Source organism: Klebsiella sp. K4, from assembly GCF_014596785.2.
GTDB lineage: Bacteria > Pseudomonadota > Gammaproteobacteria > Enterobacterales > Enterobacteriaceae > Klebsiella > Klebsiella pneumoniae.
In genome coordinates this window covers 3864862-3885399 of record NZ_CP115021.1, presented here as the reverse complement: position 1 = coordinate 3885399, position 20538 = coordinate 3864862, and the positions used below count along the sequence as shown (strand labels likewise).

The 20538-nt window shown below is 58.7% G+C and carries 17 protein-coding genes and 1 pseudogene; 6 read left to right on the top strand and 12 right to left on the bottom strand.

Going from position 1 to position 20538, the window contains the following annotated elements; translation table 11 throughout:
• Nucleotides 1-47 precede the first annotated feature (47 nt).
• Nucleotides 48-1616, bottom strand: coding sequence for an ABC transporter substrate-binding protein (locus tag IB144_RS19320; RefSeq protein WP_065888892.1), 1569 nt, complete (start codon nt 1614-1616; stop codon nt 48-50).
• 205 nt (nt 1617-1821) lie between these two features.
• Between IB144_RS19320 and IB144_RS19315 the strand changes: the two genes are divergently transcribed.
• Nucleotides 1822-2517, top strand: a complete 696-nt coding sequence (locus tag IB144_RS19315) for a GNAT family protein (RefSeq protein WP_032419249.1) — start codon at nt 1822-1824, stop codon at nt 2515-2517.
• Nucleotides 2518-2637: 120 nt separating this feature from the next.
• Here the strand turns inward: IB144_RS19315 and betA are convergent, their stop codons facing one another.
• Genes betA through betI form a run of 3 tightly spaced genes read right to left on the bottom strand, consistent with a single transcriptional unit; the run spans nt 2638 to nt 6389 of the window.
• On the bottom strand, nt 2638-4302 hold the full coding sequence (gene betA / locus IB144_RS19310; RefSeq protein ID WP_032419248.1) for a choline dehydrogenase: 1665 nt from the start codon (nt 4300-4302) through the stop codon (nt 2638-2640).
• A gap of 13 nt (nt 4303-4315) precedes the next feature.
• Complete coding sequence (gene betB / locus IB144_RS19305) at nt 4316-5788, bottom strand: betaine-aldehyde dehydrogenase (RefSeq protein ID WP_004191424.1); 1473 nt, start codon at nt 5786-5788, stop codon at nt 4316-4318.
• Nucleotides 5789-5801: 13 nt separating this feature from the next.
• Nucleotides 5802-6389: a transcriptional regulator BetI gene (gene betI / locus IB144_RS19300; protein WP_004151671.1), complete on the bottom strand. Its 588-nt coding sequence runs from the start codon at nt 6387-6389 to the stop codon at nt 5802-5804.
• Nucleotides 6390-6517: 128 nt separating this feature from the next.
• Here betI and betT point away from each other — a divergent pair, with 128 nt between their 5' ends.
• Nucleotides 6518-8551 (top strand): choline BCCT transporter BetT, encoded by a 2034-nt coding sequence (gene betT / locus IB144_RS19295; protein WP_004142478.1) that lies wholly within the window; start codon nt 6518-6520, stop codon nt 8549-8551.
• A 45-nt stretch (nt 8552-8596) separates the two neighbouring features.
• On the opposite strand, the gene ivy is transcribed toward betT, so the two are convergent.
• Entirely contained in the window at nt 8597-9043 is a 447-nt protein-coding gene (ivy, locus tag IB144_RS19290) for an Ivy family C-type lysozyme inhibitor (RefSeq protein WP_004210923.1), read from the bottom strand.
• A 224-nt stretch (nt 9044-9267) separates the two neighbouring features.
• Between ivy and IB144_RS19285 the strand changes: the two are divergent.
• Together IB144_RS19285 and IB144_RS19280 are read left to right on the top strand one after the other, a co-directional pair.
• A pseudogene (locus IB144_RS19285) lies at nt 9268-9688 on the top strand (hypothetical protein).
• Nucleotides 9589-10524 (top strand): mechanosensitive ion channel domain-containing protein, encoded by a 936-nt coding sequence (locus IB144_RS19280; RefSeq protein ID WP_306173473.1) that lies wholly within the window; start codon nt 9589-9591, stop codon nt 10522-10524. The pseudogene IB144_RS19285 and the gene IB144_RS19280 overlap by 100 nt, the downstream one beginning before the upstream one ends.
• On the opposite strand, the gene IB144_RS19275 is transcribed toward IB144_RS19280, so the two are convergent.
• The gene (locus tag IB144_RS19275) at nt 10521-11414 is read right to left on the bottom strand and encodes a LysR substrate-binding domain-containing protein (RefSeq protein ID WP_032419247.1); all 894 of its coding nucleotides are present in this window, start codon (nt 11412-11414) and stop codon (nt 10521-10523) included. The genes IB144_RS19280 and IB144_RS19275 overlap by 4 nt on opposite strands.
• A 254-nt stretch (nt 11415-11668) precedes the next feature.
• Between IB144_RS19275 and IB144_RS19270 the strand changes: the two genes are divergently transcribed.
• Nucleotides 11669-12274, top strand: a complete 606-nt coding sequence (locus IB144_RS19270; RefSeq protein WP_032419246.1) for a glutathione S-transferase — start codon at nt 11669-11671, stop codon at nt 12272-12274.
• Nucleotides 12275-12332: 58 nt separating this feature from the next.
• On the opposite strand, the gene IB144_RS19265 is transcribed toward IB144_RS19270, so the two are convergent.
• From IB144_RS19265 to IB144_RS19250, 4 genes are read right to left on the bottom strand one after another with little or no spacing between them, the layout of a single operon-like run.
• The gene (locus IB144_RS19265) at nt 12333-13832 is read right to left on the bottom strand and encodes an FGGY-family carbohydrate kinase (RefSeq protein ID WP_032419245.1); all 1500 of its coding nucleotides are present in this window, start codon (nt 13830-13832) and stop codon (nt 12333-12335) included.
• A 14-nt stretch (nt 13833-13846) separates the two neighbouring features.
• Nucleotides 13847-15265, bottom strand: coding sequence for an L-fucose/L-arabinose isomerase family protein (locus IB144_RS19260; protein ID WP_032419243.1), 1419 nt, complete (start codon nt 15263-15265; stop codon nt 13847-13849).
• Nucleotides 15266-15299: 34 nt separating this feature from the next.
• Entirely contained in the window at nt 15300-16250 is a 951-nt protein-coding gene (locus IB144_RS19255) for a transketolase C-terminal domain-containing protein (protein ID WP_046654583.1), read from the bottom strand.
• The gene (locus IB144_RS19250) at nt 16243-17073 is read right to left on the bottom strand and encodes a transketolase (protein WP_004178953.1); all 831 of its coding nucleotides are present in this window, start codon (nt 17071-17073) and stop codon (nt 16243-16245) included. The genes IB144_RS19255 and IB144_RS19250 overlap by 8 nt, the downstream gene beginning before the upstream one ends.
• A gap of 311 nt (nt 17074-17384) precedes the next feature.
• On the opposite strand from IB144_RS19250, the gene IB144_RS19245 reads away from it, so the two are divergent.
• A complete protein-coding gene (locus tag IB144_RS19245) occupies nt 17385-18335 on the top strand; it encodes a sugar-binding transcriptional regulator (protein ID WP_004893547.1) in 951 nt (316 codons plus the stop codon).
• On the opposite strand, the gene IB144_RS19240 is transcribed toward IB144_RS19245, so the two are convergent.
• A complete protein-coding gene (locus IB144_RS19240; RefSeq protein WP_032419242.1) occupies nt 18332-19294 on the bottom strand; it encodes an Rpn family recombination-promoting nuclease/putative transposase in 963 nt (320 codons plus the stop codon). The genes IB144_RS19245 and IB144_RS19240 overlap by 4 nt on opposite strands.
• A 155-nt stretch (nt 19295-19449) precedes the next feature.
• A complete protein-coding gene (locus IB144_RS19235; RefSeq protein WP_004885708.1) occupies nt 19450-20538 on the bottom strand; it encodes an ABC transporter permease in 1089 nt (362 codons plus the stop codon).

The window sequence follows — 20538 nt, the reverse complement described above, 5'->3', positions numbered from 1 at the left end:
CGGTCATCCGGGCAGACAAGGCCGCCGTACCCGGTGACAAAACCCGCTTACTTGGTCACGTTATCGTACCAGACCATGTCGGCGTTCAGTCCCTGCTGATAGCCCTTCACGTTGTCACGCACCACGATCTGGGTTATCCCCTGGTCAATAAAGACGTATGGCGAATGCTGGAGCAGGGATTCCTGCATCGTTTTGTACAGGTCGAGGCGTTTCGCCGGGTCCGGCTCCGCCACCGCGGCGAGGGTGGCTTTATTCAGCTCAGGGATCTGCCAGCCGTTGAGCCCGGCCACGGTGCTGGATTTACCATCGTTCCAGGCAAAGGCGCTGGCATTGGAGTGGGCATCAAAGTAGTCCGGGATCCACAGGCGGATCGCCGCCTGATGCTGCTTCGCGCGCACCCGGGCATAGACCTGGCTGCCGGCGGCGGGTAGCAGATCCACCTTCACCCCGCCCTGGGCAAAGCTGGCCTGCAGCGATTGGGCGATGGTGATAAACGGCGGTTTGTTCTCCACATCGAGGGTGAAGTGGGCATCCTTAATGCCCGCTTTATCGAGGATAGCCTTAGCTTTTTGCGGGTCGAAGGTGAACGGATTAGTCTCCAGCGCCCCCGGCAGGCCGGCCGGCAGGAAGCTTTGGTGAATAAAGTACTGGCCTTTCAGCAGATTTTTGGTGATGCCCTCATAATCAACCAGCCAGCGCGCCGCCTCCCAGAAGGCCGGGTTATTGAGCAGCGGGTTGGCGCTGTTGGCAGTATTAAACACCAGATAGTTCTGCTCGGCGGACGGGATGCTCAGCACCTTCACGCCGGGTTTATCCTGCAGGGCGGCAATCTGGTCAGCGCCGAGATCGCGCGCCACGTCGGCATCCCCCTGCTGGATCAGCAGGCGGCGGGAAGCCGGGTCGGGGACGTTTTTAATAATGATGCTCTTGATCTTCGGCGCGCCGGTGGGGGAGCTGGCGTTGGCTTCCAGCACGATGGCCTGATGCGGCTGGTAGACGCGCATTTTATAGGCCCCGCTGCCCGCCGAGTGCATCTTCAGCCAGTCGTTGCCGAAGTCATTATTTTTCGCGTTCGGCGCCACCTGTTTTTCATCAACGATGGAGGCGATAGGGGTGGAGAGAATATTCAGCGCCACCGCCGGGCTGACGTCGGCGGTCCAGTGCAGCGTCAGGGTATGGTCATCAATCTTTTTCAGCTGGCTGGCGATGTTGTCCGGCTGCCAGCCGAGCACGTTGAGAATAAACGCCGGCGATTTATTCAGCGTCACCGCACGGGTGTAAGAGAAAATCACATCTTCCGGGCGCAGCGGATTACCGGAGGCGAATTTAGCATCCGGCTTCAGTTTGATGGTCAGGGTTTTCGCCGCCGGATCGGCCTGCCAGCTTTCGGCGAGGATCGATACGATTTTTTCAGGGTTGTTGCGGTCCGGCTGCACCAGACGCTGATAGAGGCTGGGGACCGTCTGAATGCTGGAGAGTTCGTTCGCTTCCGCCGGGTCGAGGCTGACGATATCGTCGAGACCCTGGGCGACCACCAGCGTGTTGGGCGGTGTAGCGGCATGCGCGGCGGCGGTGAGCGCCGTCAGTACCAGTAAAGGCAACAGTTTTTTGGTCATGTGCAATCCCTGAAAAATGGTTGTTTTAATTTTTTATGCCTCGCTACGTTAGGCCGCTTGCCATAAGGCGTAAAGTCAAAATAAGGATATCCTTATGCTAAAAACGCATATTCAAGAACGACAGGTTATTGCCGGTCGCGCAGAAGCGCCTTTCTCCGCTGCGGGGTTCTTGCTATAACGCATTGTCTATTGCGAGGAGGTGGGTGTGCCGGAAATCAATGAGTATGGCCAGCAGGTGAACGACCTGGTCCCTGGCTGGCAGGGGGCGCAAGTCCTGCGGCGGACGGCGTTAAATGGCCGTTTTTGCCGCCTGGAGCCGCTGGACGTTGACCGTCATGCGGCGGATCTGTTTGCCGCCTATGCGCTCGGCGACAACAGCGACTGGACGTGGCTGGCGTCTACGCGGCCGGAGAGCGTGGCGGCGACCGCCCACTGGATCGCGGGCAAGGTGAATGATGATGCCCTGGTGCCGTATGCGGTGGTTGACCTGCATAGCGAGCAGGCGGTGGGCATCGTTAGCTATATGGCGATCGAGCGGGAAATGGGCACGGTTGAGATCGGCCATGTCACCTGGTCGCGACGGATGAAAAACACCCCGCTGGGTACCGAAGCGGTCTGGCTGCTGCTCAAAAACGGCTTTGACCATGGCTATCGTCGGCTGGAGTGGAAATGCGATTCGATGAATGTCGCCTCGCGCCGCGCCGCCGAGCGGCTGGGCTTTAGCTGGGAAGGACGTCTGCGGCAGAGGCTGGTGCGTAAAGGGCGGACGCGCGACAGCGATATGCTGTCCATCATCGACGGCGAGTGGCCTGCGCGCGATGCGGCGCTGCGGGCGTGGCTGGCGGCGGAGAACTTTACTGCCGACGGTCAGCAGATTAAGCGCCTGGAGGCGTTTCGCTAACATCAACCTATGGGGTCAAAACCCGGAACGGCACCCCGGTCGCGCTGCGCTTACGGGGGCTACGTTACATCGCCTCAGGGTAGGCCGGGCAAGGCGTAGTCGCCGCCCGGCATTGACCTGTTAGCGGCGAACCGGCGCGTCGCCAGCGACATAATACGTCGCGGTGCTGCGCGGCAGCGGCTGGCGGCCGCGAATGGCGTCGGCCATCTTCTCGCCGATCATAATGGTGGTGGCGTTGAGGTTGCCGGTGATGATCTGCGGCATGATCGAGGCGTCGACCACCCGCAATCCTTCCAGACCGTGGACGCGGCCCTCGCCATCGACCACCGCCATCTCGTCGTAACCCATCTTACAGGTCCCGCACGGGTGGAACGCGGTCTCGGCGTGGTTGCGCACAAACTCATCCAGTTCGGCATCGCTCTGGCATTCTATTCCCGGACTGATTTCGCGGCCGCGATACTTATCCAGCGCCGGCTGGTTCATGATCTCCCGGGTAATGCGGATGGCGTCGCGGAACTCCTGCCAGTCCTGCTCATGGGACATATAGTTAAACAGGATCGCCGGATGGGCGTGCGGGTCGCGCGACTTCAGGCGCACGTGGCCGCGGCTGGGCGAACGCATCGAGCCGACGTGGCACTGGAAGCCGTGCTCTTTCACCGCGTTGGAGCCATTGTAGTTAATCGCCACCGGCAGGAAGTGGTACTGAATGTTCGGCCAGGCGAACTCTGCGCGGCTGCGGATAAAACCGCCCGCTTCGAACTGGTTGCTGGCGCCGATGCCGGTGCCGCCGAACAGCCACTCGGCGCCGATCTTCGGCTGGTTCCACCACTGTAGCGCCGGGTAGAGCGATACCGGCTCTTTGCACTCGTACTGCAGATACATCTCCAGATGGTCCTGCAGGTTCTCACCCACGCCGGGGAGATCGTGCACCACCGGGATATCGAACTGCCTGAGCAGCTCCGGGTTACCCACGCCGGAGCGCTGCAGGAGCTGCGGCGAGGCAATCGCCCCGGCGCACAGCAGCACCTCTTTGTTGGCCGTCGCTTTTGACGGGATCGTGCTCTCTCCCTCCAGCCACTCGACGCCCACCGCGCGCTTGCCGGCAAAAATAATGTGATCGGTCAGCGCATGGGTGCGGATGGTCAGGTTCGGGCGACCGCGCGCCTGGTCGAGATAGCCGCGGGCGGTGCTGGCGCGACGGCCCTGCGGCGTCACGGTGCGGTCCATCGGGCCAAAGCCTTCCTGCTGGTAGCCGTTGAGATCGTCGGTACGCGGATAGCCCGCCTGCACCCCGGCTTCAACCATCGCCTCGAAGAGCGGATTATTGCCCGGCTTCGGTGTCGTCACGCTCACCGGGCCATCGCCGCCGTGGTAGTCGTTAGGCCCGATATCGCGGGTTTCCGCTTTCCGGTAGTAGGGCAGGCAGTCGAGATAGCTCCAGTGTTCCAGACCCGGCTCTTTGGCCCAGTTATCCAGATCCATCGCGTTACCGCGAATGTAGCACATGCCGTTGATCAGCGAGGATCCGCCGAGCCCTTTGCCGCGTCCGCACTCCATGCGGCGATTGTTCATGTACGGCTCCGGTTCGGTTTCGTAGGCCCAGTTGTAGCGCTTGCCCTGCAGCGGATAAGCCAGCGCGGCGGGCATCTGGGTGCGGAAATCGAACCGGTAGTCAGGGCCGCCGGCTTCCAGCAGCAGGACGGTGGTGTTTGGATCTTCAGTCAGTCGTGTTGCCAGAACGTTGCCGGCGGAGCCGGCACCAATAATGATGTAGTCAAATTGCAAAAAAACCTCCCGGTTAAAATATGGACTGGAATTTACCCATCTCAACCTGGATGGACTTCACCTGGGTGTAACTCTGCAGCGTCATCACGCCGTTCTCGCGGCCAATGCCGGAGTGTTTGTAGCCGCCAACCGGCATTTCCGCCGGGGATTCCCCCCAGCTGTTGATCCAGCAGATGCCGGCTTCCAGCTGGTGGATAATTCGGTGAGCGCGGTTGAGGTTGGGCGTCACCACGCCGGCGGCGAGGCCGTATTCGGTGGCGTTGGCGCGGCGAATGACCTCCGCTTCGTCGGCATAGCTGAGGATCGACATCACCGGGCCGAAGATCTCTTCGCGCACGATGGTCATCTCGTCGCTGCAATCGGTAAACACCGTCGGGGCGACCCACGCGCCGTTATCGAAACCGTCGCCTTTCAGCGCCTCGCCGCCGCACAGCAGGCGCGCGCCTTCGCGTTTGCCGCTCTCGATATAGCGCAGAACGTTGTCGCGATGGGGGAAGCTGACCAGCGGGCCGAAGTTGGTGTCATCGGCAAACAGATCGCCGGGGCGGATGCGGGCCACCCGCTCGAGGATCTTGTGCTCGAATTCCGCCTTCCGTTTCGCCGGGACAAACACCCGGGTGCCGTTGGTGCACACCTGGCCGGAGCTGTAAAAGTTGGCCATCATGGCAATATCGGCGGCGAGGTCGAGGTCGGCATCGTCGGCGATAATCAGCGGCGATTTGCCGCCCAGCTCCATGGTGACCTCTTTCAGTGATGACGCGGCCGAGTTGGCCATTACTTTTTTGCCGCTGGCGACGCCGCCGGTGAAGGAGATTTTGGCGATGTCCGGATGCTCGGTCAGATACTGGCCGGTTTCCGCGCCGATCCCTGGCAGGACGTTAAACACCCCGTCCGGCAGGCCCGCTTCGCTGTAAATTTCCGCCAGCTTGAGGGCGGTCAGCGGGGTGACTTCGCTCGGTTTGAAAATCATCGCATTGCCAGCGGCCAGCGCTGGCGCCGATTTCCACAGGGCGATCTGGATCGGGTAGTTCCACGCGCCGATCCCGGCTACCACCCCCAGCGGTTCGCGACGGGTATAGACGAAGGAACTGTCGCGCAGCGGGATCTGGCTGCCTTCCAGCGCCGGGATCAAGCCAGCGTAATACTCCAGCACGTCGGCGCCGGTGACGATATCGACGGCGGCGGTTTCGCTGAGGGGTTTCCCGGTATCCAGCGTCTCCAGCCGCGCCAGCTCATCGTTGCGCTGGCGCAGAAGGTCGACGGCGCGACGCAGGATACGCGAGCGTTCCATGGCGGTCATCGCCGCCCAGATTTTTTGCCCACGCTGCGCGCTCTCGACGGCGCGGTCGACATCCTCGCGTCCGGCAGCCTGAACGGTCGCCAGCACCTCGCCAGTGGCAGGGTTGATGGTCTCGAAGGTGCGACCGCTGGTGGCCGATGTATAACCACCATTAATATAAAGCTGCTGTTCTGCCATTCGGGACATAACGCCTCCTCGGTTATGGGTTCGGTAAATGCTGACGAATAAAGTGGCTGGTCAGCGACTGCGCCAGCGTTTTATCCAGCGGTTTGCCGCTGAGCGCCGCCCGCAGCCACAGGCCGTCTATCAGCGCCGCCAGCCCGTAGCCGGCCTCCTGCGCCTGCTCGCGCGGCAGCTCGCGGCGGAATTCGTACACCAGGTTCGACAGCAGGCGACGGCTGCTGACCTGCTGTAACCGATAAAGCATCGGCTGGTGCATGCTGCTGGCCCAAAAGGCCAGCCAGGCCTTCATCGCCGCGCTGCTGATCTGCGTCTCATCAAAGTTGCCCCCGACAATCGCCTGCAGGCGCTGGCTGGCGCTGCCGTCCGGCAGAGCGTGCAGACGGTTGAGCACCGCGTCGCGCAGCTGGCTGGTTATGTCGCGCATGGTCGCCTCCAGCAGACCATTTTTGTCTTTGAAATAGTGACTGATGATCCCCGTCGATACGCCCGCCCGCCGGGCAATCTGCGCGATGGTCGCGTCGTGCATACCGACTTCATTTATTGCGTCCAGCGTGGCGTCGATCAGCTGCCTGCGCCGGATCGGCTGCATCCCCAGTTTGGGCATTTTTGCCACTCCATTCATCAGCGTTGGTTAACTATTAAAGCGGTTTTTGATTGGACGTTCAATATAAAATGTGTCTTAATTGTTGCGGATTTGGATTTTAATAGTTACAAAAACAGTGGGGATACTGGATGACAGATCTTTCGCAAAGCAGAGAAAAGGACAAAATCAATCCGGTGGTTTTTTATACCTCGGCCGGACTGATTTTGTTGTTTTCCCTGATGACGATCTTTTTTCGCGATTTTTCTGCCGAGTGGATTGGGCGCACCCTGGACTGGGTGTCGAAAACCTTCGGCTGGTACTATCTGCTGGCGGCGACGCTGTATATCGTCTTCGTCGTCTGCATTGCCTGCTCGCGCTTCGGCTCGGTGAAGCTCGGGCCGGAGCAGTCAAAGCCCGAGTTCAGCCTGCTGAGCTGGGCGGCGATGCTGTTCGCCGCCGGCATCGGCATCGACCTGATGTTCTTCTCAGTCGCCGAGCCGGTGACGCAATATATGCAGCCGCCGGAAGGGGCGGGGCAGACCATCGAGGCGGCGCGCCAGGCGATGGTCTGGACCCTGTTTCACTATGGCTTAACCGGTTGGTCAATGTATGCCCTGATGGGCATGGCGCTGGGATACTTTAGCTATCGTTATAATTTGCCGCTCACCATCCGCTCGGCGCTGTACCCGATTTTTGGCAAACGGATCAATGGGCCCATCGGCCACAGCGTCGATATTGCGGCGGTGATCGGCACCATCTTCGGCATCGCCACCACCCTCGGTATCGGCGTCGTGCAGCTCAACTACGGTCTGAGCGTGCTGTTCGATATTCCGGACTCGCTGGCGGCGAAAGCGGCCCTGATTGCGCTGTCGGTGATCATCGCCACCATCTCGGTCACCTCCGGGGTGGACAAGGGCATCCGCGTGCTCTCCGAGCTGAACGTCGCCCTCGCGCTGGGGCTGATCCTGTTCGTGCTGTTCATGGGCGATACCTCCTTCCTGCTCAATGCGTTAGTGCTCAACGTCGGCGACTACGTCAATCGCTTTATGGGAATGACGCTGAACAGCTTCGCCTTCGACCGGCCGGTGGAATGGATGAACAACTGGACGCTCTTTTTCTGGGCGTGGTGGGTGGCCTGGTCGCCGTTTGTGGGCCTGTTCCTGGCGCGCATTTCGCGCGGGCGCACCATCCGCCAGTTTGTGATGGGCACCCTGATTATTCCCTTCACCTTTACCCTGCTGTGGCTGTCGGTGTTCGGCAACAGCGCGCTGTATGAGATCATCCACGGCGACGCGGCCTTTGCCCAGGAGGCGATGGCCCACCCGGAGCGCGGCTTCTACAGCCTGCTGGCGCAGTATCCGGCGTTTACCTTTAGCGCGTCGGTGGCGACCATCACCGGTCTGCTGTTTTACGTTACCTCCGCCGACTCCGGCGCGCTGGTGCTGGGGAATTTCACCTCGAAGCTGAAGGACATCAACAGCGACGCCCCGAACTGGCTGCGCATCTTCTGGTCGGTGGCCATCGGTCTGTTGACCCTCGGGATGCTGATGACCAACGGCATCTCGGCGCTGCAGAACACCACGGTGATCATGGGGCTGCCGTTCAGCTTTGTGATTTTCTTCGTGATGGCCGGACTGTATAAATCTCTGAAAGTGGAAGATTACCGCCGGGTCAGCGCCAGCCGCGACACCGCCCCGCGCCCGATGGGCCTCCAGGATCGTCTGAGCTGGAAGAAGCGCCTGTCGCGGCTGATGAATTACCCCGGCACGCGCTATACCAAACTGATGATGGAGACGGTGTGCTACCCGGCGATGGAGGAGGTGGCCCAGGAGCTGCGGCTGCGCGGCGCCGCGGTGGAACTGAAGAGCCTGCCGCCGGAAGAGGGTGAGAACCTTGGCCACCTCGATCTGCTGGTGCACATGGGCGACGAGCAGAACTTTATCTACAAGATCTGGCCGCAGCAGTACTCGGTGCCGGGCTTTACCTATCGGGCGCGCAGCGGGAAATCCACCTATTACCGGCTGGAGACCTTCCTGCTGGAGGGCAGTCAGGGTAACGACCTGATGGACTACAGCAAAGAGCAGGTGATCACCGATATTCTCGACCAGTACGAGCGGCACCTGAACTTTATCCATCTGCATCGGGAAGCGCCGGGGAACAGCGTGATGTTCCCGGATGGCTAATCAGGGAAGCCCCCGTCGGGGAAAGGCTGACGGGGGCGATGGTCGTTACTGGTAGTTAAAGGCGTCCGGATGGTTGTCGAGGCTGCCGCTGAGGGCGGCAAACAGCACGGTTTTGCCATCGATGGACAGGGCATCGCTGACGTTAAGCCAGGTCAGCTTCTCCTGGTCGGTTTTTTCATCGACCACCGAGTAAACGCCGGACATCTGTTTGCTTTTTTCCGACCAGATCACCGCGATACGTTCATGGCCGCAGTCGTGGGGTTTGCAGGCGCTTAACACCTGCCAGGATTCGCTACCCAGTTTCACCGTCTGCGCGGGCGAACCGGTGCCGCCGGTGGTCACCCAGGCGGGCAGCTGATGGCCTTTGACCATCTGGTTAAACGACGCCCGGGTGGCGGCATCGTGAGCCAGACTGTTCAGCGTGACATCGCTTTGCGCCATAACGCTGGCGGAGGCGGCTAAGGCGACGATAGCGGTAAGAGCTTTAAACATGTTTCCTCCTGGACTTATTCCGTCCTCATAACAAGCCTCTTTATAGTGAGTGTAGAGAATGATTAATGCAAACTCTGACATATTTTCTGTGAATGATTAGAAGCGGTGCGCGCATGGACGTTACGCTAAGCGATATGCCATGATGCGGATTGATTTATTTTCCAAATATATGCCCTTGGGATAAAGCAGTTAGCGAAGTGGCATAGTTATTCAGGCGATAAAGCATGGCGTATGTGAATCATCTACTGACGTTTATTGAGAGTAATCCGGCGCTGGCGGTGGGGTTTAATCTTATTCTGCTGCTGCTCTCCGGCATATTTGCCCATCTTTTATGCAAGTTCTTGCTGATTAAAGTGGTGCGTAAGGTCTTCTTTAGTAGCCACAAACAGGATGTGCCGCTGGAGAAGGATCGACGCATCGCCGAAAAGCTGTCCAATTTCATTCCGGTTATTATCATCTATTACGTTCTGCAGTTTATGCCGGCGATGCCGGCATCGCTGGTGACGGCGATTAATACTATCTGCGGGATCTTGTTTTTTATTTTTATGTCGGTGTTTTTCAACGAGATGCTGGATATTGTCAACAGCTCCTATCTGCGAAAGACCAAACGTAAAAATCATTCCATTAAGGGCTATATCCAGATAGGCAAAATCTTAGTCCACATCCTGGCGGCGATCATGATCCTCGCCGTGATGTCGAACAAATCGCCGATCATTATTATCTCCAGTCTGGGGGCCGTGGCGGCGGTACTGATGATCGTGTTCCAGCATACTCTGCTGTCGCTGGTGGCGAACGTTCAGCTGTCGTCCAACGACGTGCTCCAGCTGGGGGACTGGATTGAAATGCCTGACAAGAACCTCAGCGGTGAGGTGACGGATATCGCGCTGCACACCATTACCATCCGCAACTGGGACAATACCATCTCCCGTATCCCGACCAAGAATTTCCTCACCGAGACCTATACCAACTGGCAGGCGATGTTCTCCTCCGGGGCGCGGCGGATCATGCGCAGTATCGCCATCGATCAACACTCGGTGCGTTTTCTCGACCAGGAGATGCTCTCCTCGATGCTGACCATCCGCGGGGTGAGTGAGCCTTTGGGCACGCTGCTTGACGGCCGGGATCCCGGCGGCGTGGCCGACCGCTGGTTTATCGATAACGGGCTGACCAACCTGACCCTGTTTCGCCACTATCTGATGCACTATCTCGCCGAGCGGCCGGATATTATTAAGGAGATGTACATTGTGGCGAGAACGCTGAAACCTTCGCCGTCGGGCATCCCGCTGGAGATTTACTGCTTCACCACCTCAACGCTATGGAAAGACTACGAAAACACCCAGTCGGCGATATTTGAGTACATTACCGCGGTGGCCGGACAGTTTTCTCTGCGCCTCTATCAGTATCCCGCCGGGCACGATTTCTGGCGTCTCTCCCAGGAGCACGCCGCCCGGACGGGCCTGCCGCCGTCGGCCGAAGGCTAAACGCTGATCTGCTGGCGCCAGAGGGCGATCTCCTCCTCCAGCCAGGCGATGAACCGGGCGACTTCCGGCCGGTTCTCCGCCTGCGGGGAGACGGTTAGCCAGTAGTGCCAGGGGTAGGGGACGGTGACGGCGGTGAGCTGCACCAGCTCGCCGCGGGCTATCGCCCCCGCCACCAGGGAGCGCCGCTCCAGCGCCACGCCGGCCCCCAGGCGGACCGCCTCCAGCACCAGATTGGAGTCGTTCAGGCGCAGGCCCGCGGGGACGATCGGCTTTTCCAGCCCCGCCTGGCTGCACCAGGCGTTCCAGGACTCCATGGAAAAAATAATATCGCTGGCGGCGATCGCCTGCGGGGTGGTCGGCAGGTTACCGCCGCGATAGCCGGGGGCGGCGACCACCAGCTGTTCATCGGCAAACAGACGCCGGCTTTCCATTCCCTCCCAATCGCCTTGCCCCATGCGAATGGCCAGATCGATACCCTCCTGTTGCAGGTTAACCACTGCCAGGCTGGTCAGCAGGCGCACCGCGATCTGCGGATGCCGCGCCTGAAAGCGCGCCAGCCGCGGCAGCAGCCAGTGGCAGCCAAAGGAGGGGAGCGTCGCCAGGGACACTTCCAGGGTGCGGGGTTTGATCTGCACCATGCGCGTGGCGTCGGCGATGTGCTGTAACGCTTCGCGGATTTGCAGGGCATAGAGCCGTCCTTCTTCCGTGAGGCGCACTCCGCGGCCGTGGCGGATAAAGAGCGTGACGCCGACCAGGGCTTCCAGCTGTTTGATGTGCTGGCTGACCGCCGAATGGGTCACGCTCATCTCGTGGGCGGCCTGCGTCACGCTGCCGAGGCGCGCCACCGCCTCAAAGCTGCGCAGGCTGGCGACAGGGGGAAAATCTGCCATGGTGGTGTCTCTGTCAGTGAGTCGATACGTTAACGTTACTACCGGGTTAGCGGCTTTTATAGCCGCCGCGAACAGGCTGAAAAAGGGGCTAAATGCTGCCTCAGTCGGTATAGCACAAGGGGGACTGGAGGGCTACAGCGAGTCGCCAATCTGTTAGTTTTACTAACCGTTGCGGTAAGTATCCCGTGATATTCGCGGCATCGGTTTTCCAGTAAGGTAAAGCCGCAACCTCTTTATCGCAGGCAGGAGTGACGATGAAACTCATTGGTATGATGGATTCACCTTATGTAAGACGCGTGGCGGTTTCTCTGGCGCTCTATGGCGTGGAATTCGAGAGCCTGCCGCTATCGGTCTTTAGCGGCTTTGACGAATTTTCCCGTATTAATCCGGTGGTCAAGGCGCCGACGGTGGTGCTCGATAACGGGACGCAGCTGATGGACTCCACGCTGATCCTCCACTATTTCGAAACGACCAATCCGGCCGGGCGCCGGCTGCTTCCCGCGCATCCCGAGGCGCTGGCCCGCGATCTGCACCTGCTGGGGGTGATCCTCGCCGCCTGTGAAAAAGCGGTCCAGCATGTTTATGAGCACCGTCTGCGGCCGGAAGAGAAACAGCATCAGCCGTGGATAGCCCGGGTGACCGGCCAGCTGCTGGCCGCCTGTCGGGAGTGGGACGCCCGGCTGGCAGACCGCGCCGCCGCCGCGCAGCCGGATCAGGTGCTGGTCACCAGCACGGTGGTCTGGTCCTTTATCCAGTTGATGATCCCGGCGGTGGTGTCGACAGCTGAGTTTCCACATATTCGCGCGCTGGCGGAGAAGGGGGAGGCGCTGCCGGCGTTTCAACAGTATCCGCTGGGTTAACGGCAGGGGGCGTTGGATTGCAGCCGGACGAAGACGTTATCGCCCGGCTGGGTTGCGCTCAGCGTCTTGCCAGCGTCACCGCGTGTTGCCAGGACTGCCATCGCTGCACAAGCCGATGATGCCGGAGCAGGTCTGGTGCATAAGTGATGTGTTCTGGTAAAAAGGGCTGAAGCTCTGCCACCGTCAGCTTGTGCAACGCTTTACGCGCCAGCAGTGCCGCGCCGGTCGCCGACAGCTCGGCCACATCGCTGCGCATCACCGGACAACCTAGCAGGTCGGCCTGGTACTGCATTAACCAGTCGTTTTTGGTGGGTCCCCCATCCACCAGCAGCGTGTTGAGCGTAAAGCCATGATGGGCACGCATCGCAGTGATTACATCGGCAATCTGGTAGGTAATTGACTCTAGCGCGGCACGAATGAGATGGGCCCGCTTCACGCCCCGGCTTAATCCATGGATCAAACCGCGGGCCTTATCGTCCCACCAGGGTGCGCCCATGCCGGTGAGCGCCGGCACAAAAAAGACGCCTAAGGTGGAATCTACCGAACGAGGCAGAGCATTCAGCGCCTGGGCCAGTTCGGCGGGAGAGCGTTCGCTCAATCCGGTACTGTCGGCCATCCACGCCACCGCATCGCCGGTATGGGGAATGTTCCCCTCGAGTGCGTAGACCAGCTTTTCTCCGTCGTGCCAGGCCACCGTGGTGGCGAGATTGCTGACGTGAAACGCCACCGAATCGACGGGCGCCATCACCGAGGTCCCTGTACCGTAAGTGGCTTTAACACAACCGGTGGCGCCCAGACCGTGGGCGAAAAGGGCGGCATGCGAATCGCCAATCATCGCCATTACCGGGATCCCATCAGGGAGGGTGGCTAAACCAGCGGTGTAACCAAACAGTCCACTTGAAGGTTTTATCACCGGGAGTGCTGCACGCGGAATGCCAAACAGGGCGAGCATATCGGTATCCCAGTCCGCTGTTTGCAAATTCATGAGCTGTGTACGAGACGCGTTGGCGTAATCACAACAAAAATGCTGGCCTTGCGTCAGGTGCCAGAGTAGCCAGCTATCCACCGTACCGAGGCAAATCTCGCCATCTTTCGCTCGGTTCAGACCATCCGGAGTGTGGTCCAGCAGCCAGCGCATTTTCGAGGCGGAAAAGAGCGGGGCGACTGGCAGGCCGGTTACCGCCTTGATCTGCGGCTCATGACCTTGTTCACGCAGCATGTGGCAAAATGCGGCAGTACGTGAACATTGCCAGCTCAGGGCAGGCGCTATGACCTCGCCCGTTTCCCGATACCAGCCCACGACGGTTTCGCGCTGGTTGCTGATCGCCAGGGCCGCCACACGCTCCGCGCCAACGGCGGCCACTGTGCGAGAAATCACCTCCAGCGACGCGGCAAGCAGAAGCTCCGCTGACTGTTCAACCCATCCTTCCTGCGGCGTAGCGATCTCAAGCGCGCGGGAAAATTGCGCGATTACCCGCCCGTGGCTGTCGAAGGCAACGGCTTTGGCATTGGTTGTGCCCTCATCGAGGGCAATAATAATATCCTTGTTTACCGACATAGCGGCCTCCGGCCTTACTGGTGGAGATAGGTCGATACGCCCAGGTAGCGCGTAAATGCCTCGTGCAAAATTGCGGCACTGGCAGAATGGTTCATCGCGACATGGTGCTCAAAGCCGTTGCGGCAGATCCACGACAGCAGATTTTCCAGGTGGGGAACCTGAATGACCGCCCGACAGCCTACCGTATCGAGGGGATCGTCAACTGACTGACCTTCTCCGACGTAGGCCTTGATTTCGCCAGTCAGGTCGTCGGTGCTGAGGCGAAAATAGGTCAGCGCGCCGCTTTTCATGCGACCGTGCACGGCACCGCAGGTGTTCTCTTTGCCGACGGTGGTGCCGATAATATCGGCCGTTCCCATGTGCGGCGACTCAAGGCTGGTCGAGGCAAAGTTCCCACAATGGAACAGCACACATTTATCACGATCGTCGCCGAAGTTATTGTTCCAGTCTGCGATCGAGGCGGGGCTCAGGTTGCTGCTGGCGAGCGCGTACATGGAGAGCGCGCCCATGACATCGACCTCACAGGCGCTTGGCATCAGTTGTCCGGACATCACGCTCATGATGGAGCAGACGTTAATCCCCAGATTTTCCTGCAGCGAGGTCCAGCACTGAATTGCGGTGGTGTCGATGTCGTTGGCAACAATCCACTCGCTCAGGACCACAAACAGTTTCGCCATGGTGATCAGTTTATCTGCCGGAATACCGCTGGCGTCGGCATTATCGATCAGCAGGCGGCGCTTCTCATCCACACGAATATCGTCATCACGCAGGGCTTTAATCCGGGTAAATACCTCTGATAGATCTAACGTTTCCACTGCGATGCCTAAACGTTCGAGCAGTTTTTCACTGTAGCGAACGGTGTTAAAGCCCGCTGGACGGGCGCCAATCGCGCCAACGCGCACGCCGCGCATACTGTTCACCACGCGACATATCTGCGTGAAGCGCCGGAGATCCTGCTCAAACACCTCGCCGCTAAGCGCGCAAACGTGCTGGGTGGTCAGCGTAAACGGGATACCGTACTGGCGCAGGTTGTTGCAAAGGGAAATTTTGCCGCAAAAGCTATCGCGGCGAGTCGACAACCCCATTTTATCCAGATTATCCTCTTCGGCCTGAATAAGCACCGGGACGTTGAGACCGGAGAGGCGCAACGTTTCGGCGATGGCTTTTTCATCACCAAAGTTGGGTAACAGCACCACGACACCGTGAATGTTGTCGCGGTGGCTGCGGAACAGCTCGGCGCAAATTTTGGCATCCTGCCGGGTTTCCACGCCACCCAGTTCCGTCTGGGATGGATCAAGCATAATAGTGTTAATCCCAAGGCGGCTAAACAGCGCTACCGCCTGTTCGCGCGCTTCGGCGACCAGGTAGCTGGGGAAAAATCCCCGGTTGCCAATAATGACGCCCATGGTGAGTTGTTGAGGAATACGGGACATTGCGTTCTCTCCAGTAAGATGTTCTTGTTATTTTTCAGCATGCTTTTTTTGTGAGCAGCTTGCGGGCGTGCTTCACCACCCCGGCGGCATCAATTTCATGGCGCGCGCGCGTGGCGGCGCGATCGGCGGCAATGGCGTATTGCCCGTCAGGGATACCTAAGCGCCGCAACGGGATAGCGCACCCGGCCTCGGCCAGCACTTCCGCCACCAGGCTCCCGACGCCGCCGTTGACGTTGTGTTCTTCCACCGTGATTGCGGCCGGACAGGACTGGATTGCCGCCAGTAGCGCCTGGGTATCACAAGGACGAATAGATGGGACACTGATAACGGTGGCGTCAATACCTTCTGCAGCGAGTTGTGCGGCGGCTTCCACAATTTCATGTACCGTTGAGCCCATGGCAACCAGCGCAATATCGCGCCCCAGACGCAGCACATCAATGTTGCCCGGAATAAACCGGTAATGTTCATCATGCAGTTCCGGCAGCGCTTTACCGTCGAGGCGGATATACACTGGCCCGACGTGGGCAAGGGCATAATCAATAATCTGCCGGCACTCGCCGGGACTGGACGGTGCGTAAATTTCAATATTGCCAAAACCGCGCAGAATGGCGATATCGTCAATACTGTGGTGGGTGCTGGCCAGTGGACCGTAGCTGGCGCCCGCGTTCAGCCCGAACAGTTTGACGTTGGTGTTGTTGTAGCAAACGTCGACCTTAATCTGTTCATTAGCACGTGAAATAAGGAATGGCGCCGCGTTGCAGGTCACGGCCACTTTACCCCCCAGCGCCAGGCCGGCGGCAGCGCCAACCAGCGTCTGCTCGGCGATGCCGACGTTGACCAGCCGGCCAGGGAATCTTTTGATAAACGGGGCAATTTTCGCCGTTGAGGTGGAGTCGGCCACCACCGGCACCAGATCCACGCCGCGGTTTACAGCATCAATAAAGGCATTCACCATCACCGTGGCGAGATGTTCGCTATTACTCATCTTTCAGTTCCTCCAGCGCCAGTTCAATTTCTTCTCCTTTCGGTACCCGGTGATGCCATTCGGGGCGTCCCTGAATAAAGGAAATACCTGCGCCTTTGGTGGTATTGGCAATCACGACGTGTGGTTTCCCGTTCGGCTGCAAGCGCTCAAGCGTGGCGACCACCTCCGCCATATCGTTGCCGTTGCACTGTGTGACCTCCATGCCGAAAGCGCGCCATTTTTCATCCAGCGGATCGGTATTCATGATCTCTTTGGTCGCACCGGCCAGCTGCAGATTATTTTTGTCGTTGATAATAATAAGGTTATCCAGTTGGTAGTGGGCGGCGACCAGCGCGGCCTCCCAGTTGCTGCCCTCCGCCAGTTCGCCATCGCCGGTGACGACAAATACGCGACGCGGGTTGTTATCGCGTTTCGCTGCCAGCGCAATGCCTACCGCCACGGGCAGACCATGGCCCAGCGCACCGGTATTGAGCTCAATACCTGGCGTTTTGTGCTTTACCGGGTGTCCTGGCAGAGCCGAGTCGGCGTGTTGATAGGTTGCCAGCCAGTCAACGGGAATAAAGCCTGCTTCGGCCAGGACGCAGTAGTAACCACCGACAGCGTGCCCCTTCGACTGAATATAGATATCGCGGTCGTCACTCTCTTTTCGCGCAGGGGAGCAGTTAAGGATACGAAAATAGAGGGCGGTCAGAAGTTCGACTTGTGACAGATCGGCACCGGTGTGGCCGCCTGCCGGGCTTTCCGCATTTAAGACGATGATGCGGCGGCGGATGGCGCGTGCTTTTTGTTCTAACTCCTTAACGGAGAGTGAAAACGGATTCATAAAACACCTCTTGAAAGTAAATTCTTGTGTGAATAAATATTCCAGCAGGGTAAAGAAACACTTCCCATCCTGACTACCTTTTATCGTCGACAAAACAAGGTATTAATAAGCGATTGAATATATATTCACTACTGATTTATTATTCACATTGGTAAGATATGCCCTGTCACGGGGTTTGTCCACGATTTGTACGGCCTATTTTCTAAAAAAGGAGAAAACGATCACATTTGGATCGTCGGGAAAAGGGCGCTGCGCTTGTTATCTATTCAATGATGCATAAAAATAACGAGCAGAAAACAGAGGGGAATGCCATGTCGAAGCAGGATGAACAGCGGTTGCTGGTGAAGATCGCCACGCTTTACTACAGCGAGAATAAAAAGCAGTCCGAGATCGCCTCGCTGCTGCATCTGTCCCAGTCTTTTGTTTCACGGGCGCTTACCCGCTGTCAGAAAGAGGGGCTGGTGAAAATTACCGTGGTCCAGCCGACAAACATTTTTGTCGATCTGGAAAAGGCGATTGAGGAGCGTTTTGGCATTCGACAGGCGATAGTCGTCGATGTGGGCGAGAACGCCAGTTACAGTCAGGTAAAGCATGCCATCGGCAGCGCAGCGGCGCACTATGTCGAAACGCGGCTGCGGCCGGAAGACCTCGTGGGGATCTCGTCCTGGAGCAGTACGATCCGCTGCATGGTGGATGAGATGCATCCGCAGAACATTCGCGCCGCCGGGGTGATTCAGCTGTTGGGCGGCGTCGGTCCCAACGGCAACGTGCAGGCCACCATCTTAACCCAGCAGCTGGCGGCGCATTTAGGCTGCCCGGCGTGGCTGTTGCCGTCGCAGAGTATTGAGCACTCCGTGGAGGAGCGCAGCCGTCTGGTAAACAGCCCGGACGTCGCGGCGGTGGTGGCGAAATTTGCCGAAGTGGATGTGGCCATCGTCGGTATTGGTGAACTGGAGCCTTCGCAGCTGCTGAAAAACTCCGGTAACTATTATAATGAAACCATGCTCCAGCTGCTGGCGGCGCGCGGCGCGGTGGGGGATATCTGCCTGCATTACTATGATGCGGCGGGCAAACCGGTACTGAGCCAGGATGAGGATCCGGTGATCGGTATGGAACTTGAGCAAATTCGTCGCTGTCCGCAGGTGATTGCGCTGGCCGGCGGCGTGGACAAAGAGAACGCCATCCGCGGCGCGTTGCAGGGCGACTATATTGATGTCCTGATCACCGACTTCCCGACCGCGCGCGCGTTAATTAAGGGCTAAGCGGGGGGAGACTGGCGTGCCTGGCGCGCCAGCATCGCCAGTTCGTCCGCGCTGAGGCGAGTCATCCGCAATACGGTTTCAGTGTCCATGCCGTTCTCTAACATCATCAGTGCGATGCGGCAGGCTTCGCGATGCTCACCCGCCTGTAAACCTTCGTTCAAGCCTTCCTGTAACCAGCGTTGTTTTCCCTCTTCGCGACCTTTCTGCTTCAGGTACTCGGCAATCGTCATCAGGGTATCCTCATATTGCGGCAGACGTTCGACCAGCTGGTCGATAAAGTTTTCCGGGTCGGCGCTATTGCCATGCAGCGACATATAGGTAAATAACGTTTTGAACTGCTGGTGGTCAGTGTATCCCATCAGCACCACCTCCACCAACTGCTGGAGGATATAGCTGAGATCGCGTTGACGGATGTGTTTCTGGACCAGTTCCAGAAGCGCGATCCGCCGATGCTGTAATATGGCGTCGTCGGGAATATCGGTCACATCGACGAGCGGAAAGGCCCCGAGATAAAGCTGTTTTGCCGGTGAGTCAGGTGGGAACTCGTCCAGCCAGCACAGTGAAAAGGGATAGGGAGAAATGCTGCCATGATAAAACAGCATGGGAATTACCAGCGGCAGCGCTTTATGGCCGCGATCAAGATGCTGTTGCATGGCCGCGAGGGCATAGCGCAGGAGTCTGAACGCCATATGGCTGTCCGGGGTGCTCTGATGCTCAATGACGACATAGATATAGCCCTCTCCCTTGCTGGTATGCAGAGAGTAGAGAATATCGGAATAGCTGGCGCGCAGGTTGTCCTCAACAAAGCTCCCGGATTCCAGGTGCAGAGTGCTTAAGTCGCACAGTTGCCGCAGCGCGGGCGGCAGATGAATATCCAGAAAATCGCGTGCGGTTTCGCTGTCGCGCAGAAAGCGCTTAAACAGACTGTCGTGCGGGGTCGAGTGAGGACGTTTTTTCATGGCTTCCTTGCCTGGCAGAGCAGAGTGGCGGGATGCTACCACTGCTTGCCGTCGGGCAGGATTTTTCGATGAGATTTTGCGAAGCGCCTCGGAGAAAGGCGCATCGTGAGTCAGGCCCGCTCCCCCTGTGGCCTGAGCCACAGGAGGTCTTGCGGTTACTTATTCTCCATGACCGCTTTCTGGGCGACCACCGCCGCCTTCTGCTGCATCCGGTTTTGCATCTGATCGATAATGACCGCCACAATAATCACGATCCCTTTGATGACCATCTGCCAGAACTCGCTTACCCCCATCATCACCAGCCCGTCGGCGAGAAAACCGATGACAAACGCACCAATCAGCGTACCCAGAATGGTTCCCCGGCCGCCGGCCAGCGATGTTCCGCCCAGTACGACGGCGGCGATAGCATTCATCTCAAAAGCGGTACCGTTAGCCGGATGGCTGGCCAGCAGCTGCGCGGAGACCACGATCCCGGCTATGGCGGCGCAAAAGCCGGACAGCGTGTAGACCAGCACTTTAATTTGCTTCACTTTCACGCCGGATAGCTCGGCGGCACGCTCATTGTCACCGATCGCATAAACATGGCGGCCAAAAGGCAAACGCCGGGCGATATAGGCGATGATCAGAGCCAGGAGGATCATCAGCCAGATGGCCCACGGGATGCCAAAGAGCGCACCTGCGCCAATTTCATCGAAACCCGTGTTGCCCAGCTGCGGATTGCCCGCGAGCCCGGGGAAGGTTTGGCCATCAGAGGTTAGCATCGCGGCTCCGCGGAGCACATACATAGTACCGAGGGTGCAGATAAACGGCGCCACATTGTAGCGGGTAATGATCCAGCCATTAACGGCGCCAATCAGCGCGCCTATCAGCAGCACCAGGGGCACAATGACCCACACGCTTGGAAAAATGGCGATACCGAACATCGGCAAGACGATCCCTTTGGTGATAAGCCAGCCGGCTATCATTCCGCAGAGACCGAGCGTAGCGCCAATCGAAAGGTCGATACCGGCAGTGATAATGACAAAGGTGATCCCCAACGCCAGAAAGGCGTTAATCGCAATGTGTTTAATCATAATCACCATGCTGCCAGCGGATAAAAAACCGGGCACGGTCATCGTGAAGAAGCCGACAATCAGGAACAGCGCGATAAAGGTGCGCAGTTTTAATAACAACAGCAGGATATTTTCACGGGAGAGAGAGGCTCCGCCGCGCGGCGCCAGTGCGACCGATTGTGTCATTTTCAT

Coding starts and splice junctions, on each gene's coding strand:
- IB144_RS19320 (WP_065888892.1), bottom strand. CDS start 1,616: ATGACCAAAAAACTGTTGCCTTTACTGGTACTGACGGCGCTCACCGCC.
- betB (WP_004191424.1), bottom strand. CDS start 5,788: ATGTCCCGAATGGCAGAACAGCAGCTTTATATTAATGGTGGTTATACA.
- betI (WP_004151671.1), bottom strand. CDS start 6,389: ATGCCCAAACTGGGGATGCAGCCGATCCGGCGCAGGCAGCTGATCGAC.
- betT (WP_004142478.1), top strand. CDS start 6,518: ATGACAGATCTTTCGCAAAGCAGAGAAAAGGACAAAATCAATCCGGTG.
- ivy (WP_004210923.1), bottom strand. CDS start 9,043: ATGTTTAAAGCTCTTACCGCTATCGTCGCCTTAGCCGCCTCCGCCAGC.
- IB144_RS19280 (WP_306173473.1), top strand. CDS start 9,589: ATGTCGGTGTTTTTCAACGAGATGCTGGATATTGTCAACAGCTCCTAT.
- IB144_RS19275 (WP_032419247.1), bottom strand. CDS start 11,414: ATGGCAGATTTTCCCCCTGTCGCCAGCCTGCGCAGCTTTGAGGCGGTG.
- IB144_RS19270 (WP_032419246.1), top strand. CDS start 11,669: ATGAAACTCATTGGTATGATGGATTCACCTTATGTAAGACGCGTGGCG.
- IB144_RS19265 (WP_032419245.1), bottom strand. CDS start 13,832: ATGTCGGTAAACAAGGATATTATTATTGCCCTCGATGAGGGCACAACC.
- IB144_RS19260 (WP_032419243.1), bottom strand. CDS start 15,265: ATGTCCCGTATTCCTCAACAACTCACCATGGGCGTCATTATTGGCAAC.
- IB144_RS19255 (WP_046654583.1), bottom strand. CDS start 16,250: ATGAGTAATAGCGAACATCTCGCCACGGTGATGGTGAATGCCTTTATT.
- IB144_RS19250 (WP_004178953.1), bottom strand. CDS start 17,073: ATGAATCCGTTTTCACTCTCCGTTAAGGAGTTAGAACAAAAAGCACGC.
- IB144_RS19245 (WP_004893547.1), top strand. CDS start 17,385: ATGTCGAAGCAGGATGAACAGCGGTTGCTGGTGAAGATCGCCACGCTT.
- IB144_RS19240 (WP_032419242.1), bottom strand. CDS start 19,294: ATGAAAAAACGTCCTCACTCGACCCCGCACGACAGTCTGTTTAAGCGC.
- IB144_RS19235 (WP_004885708.1), bottom strand. CDS start 20,538: ATGAAAATGACACAATCGGTCGCACTGGCGCCGCGCGGCGGAGCCTCT.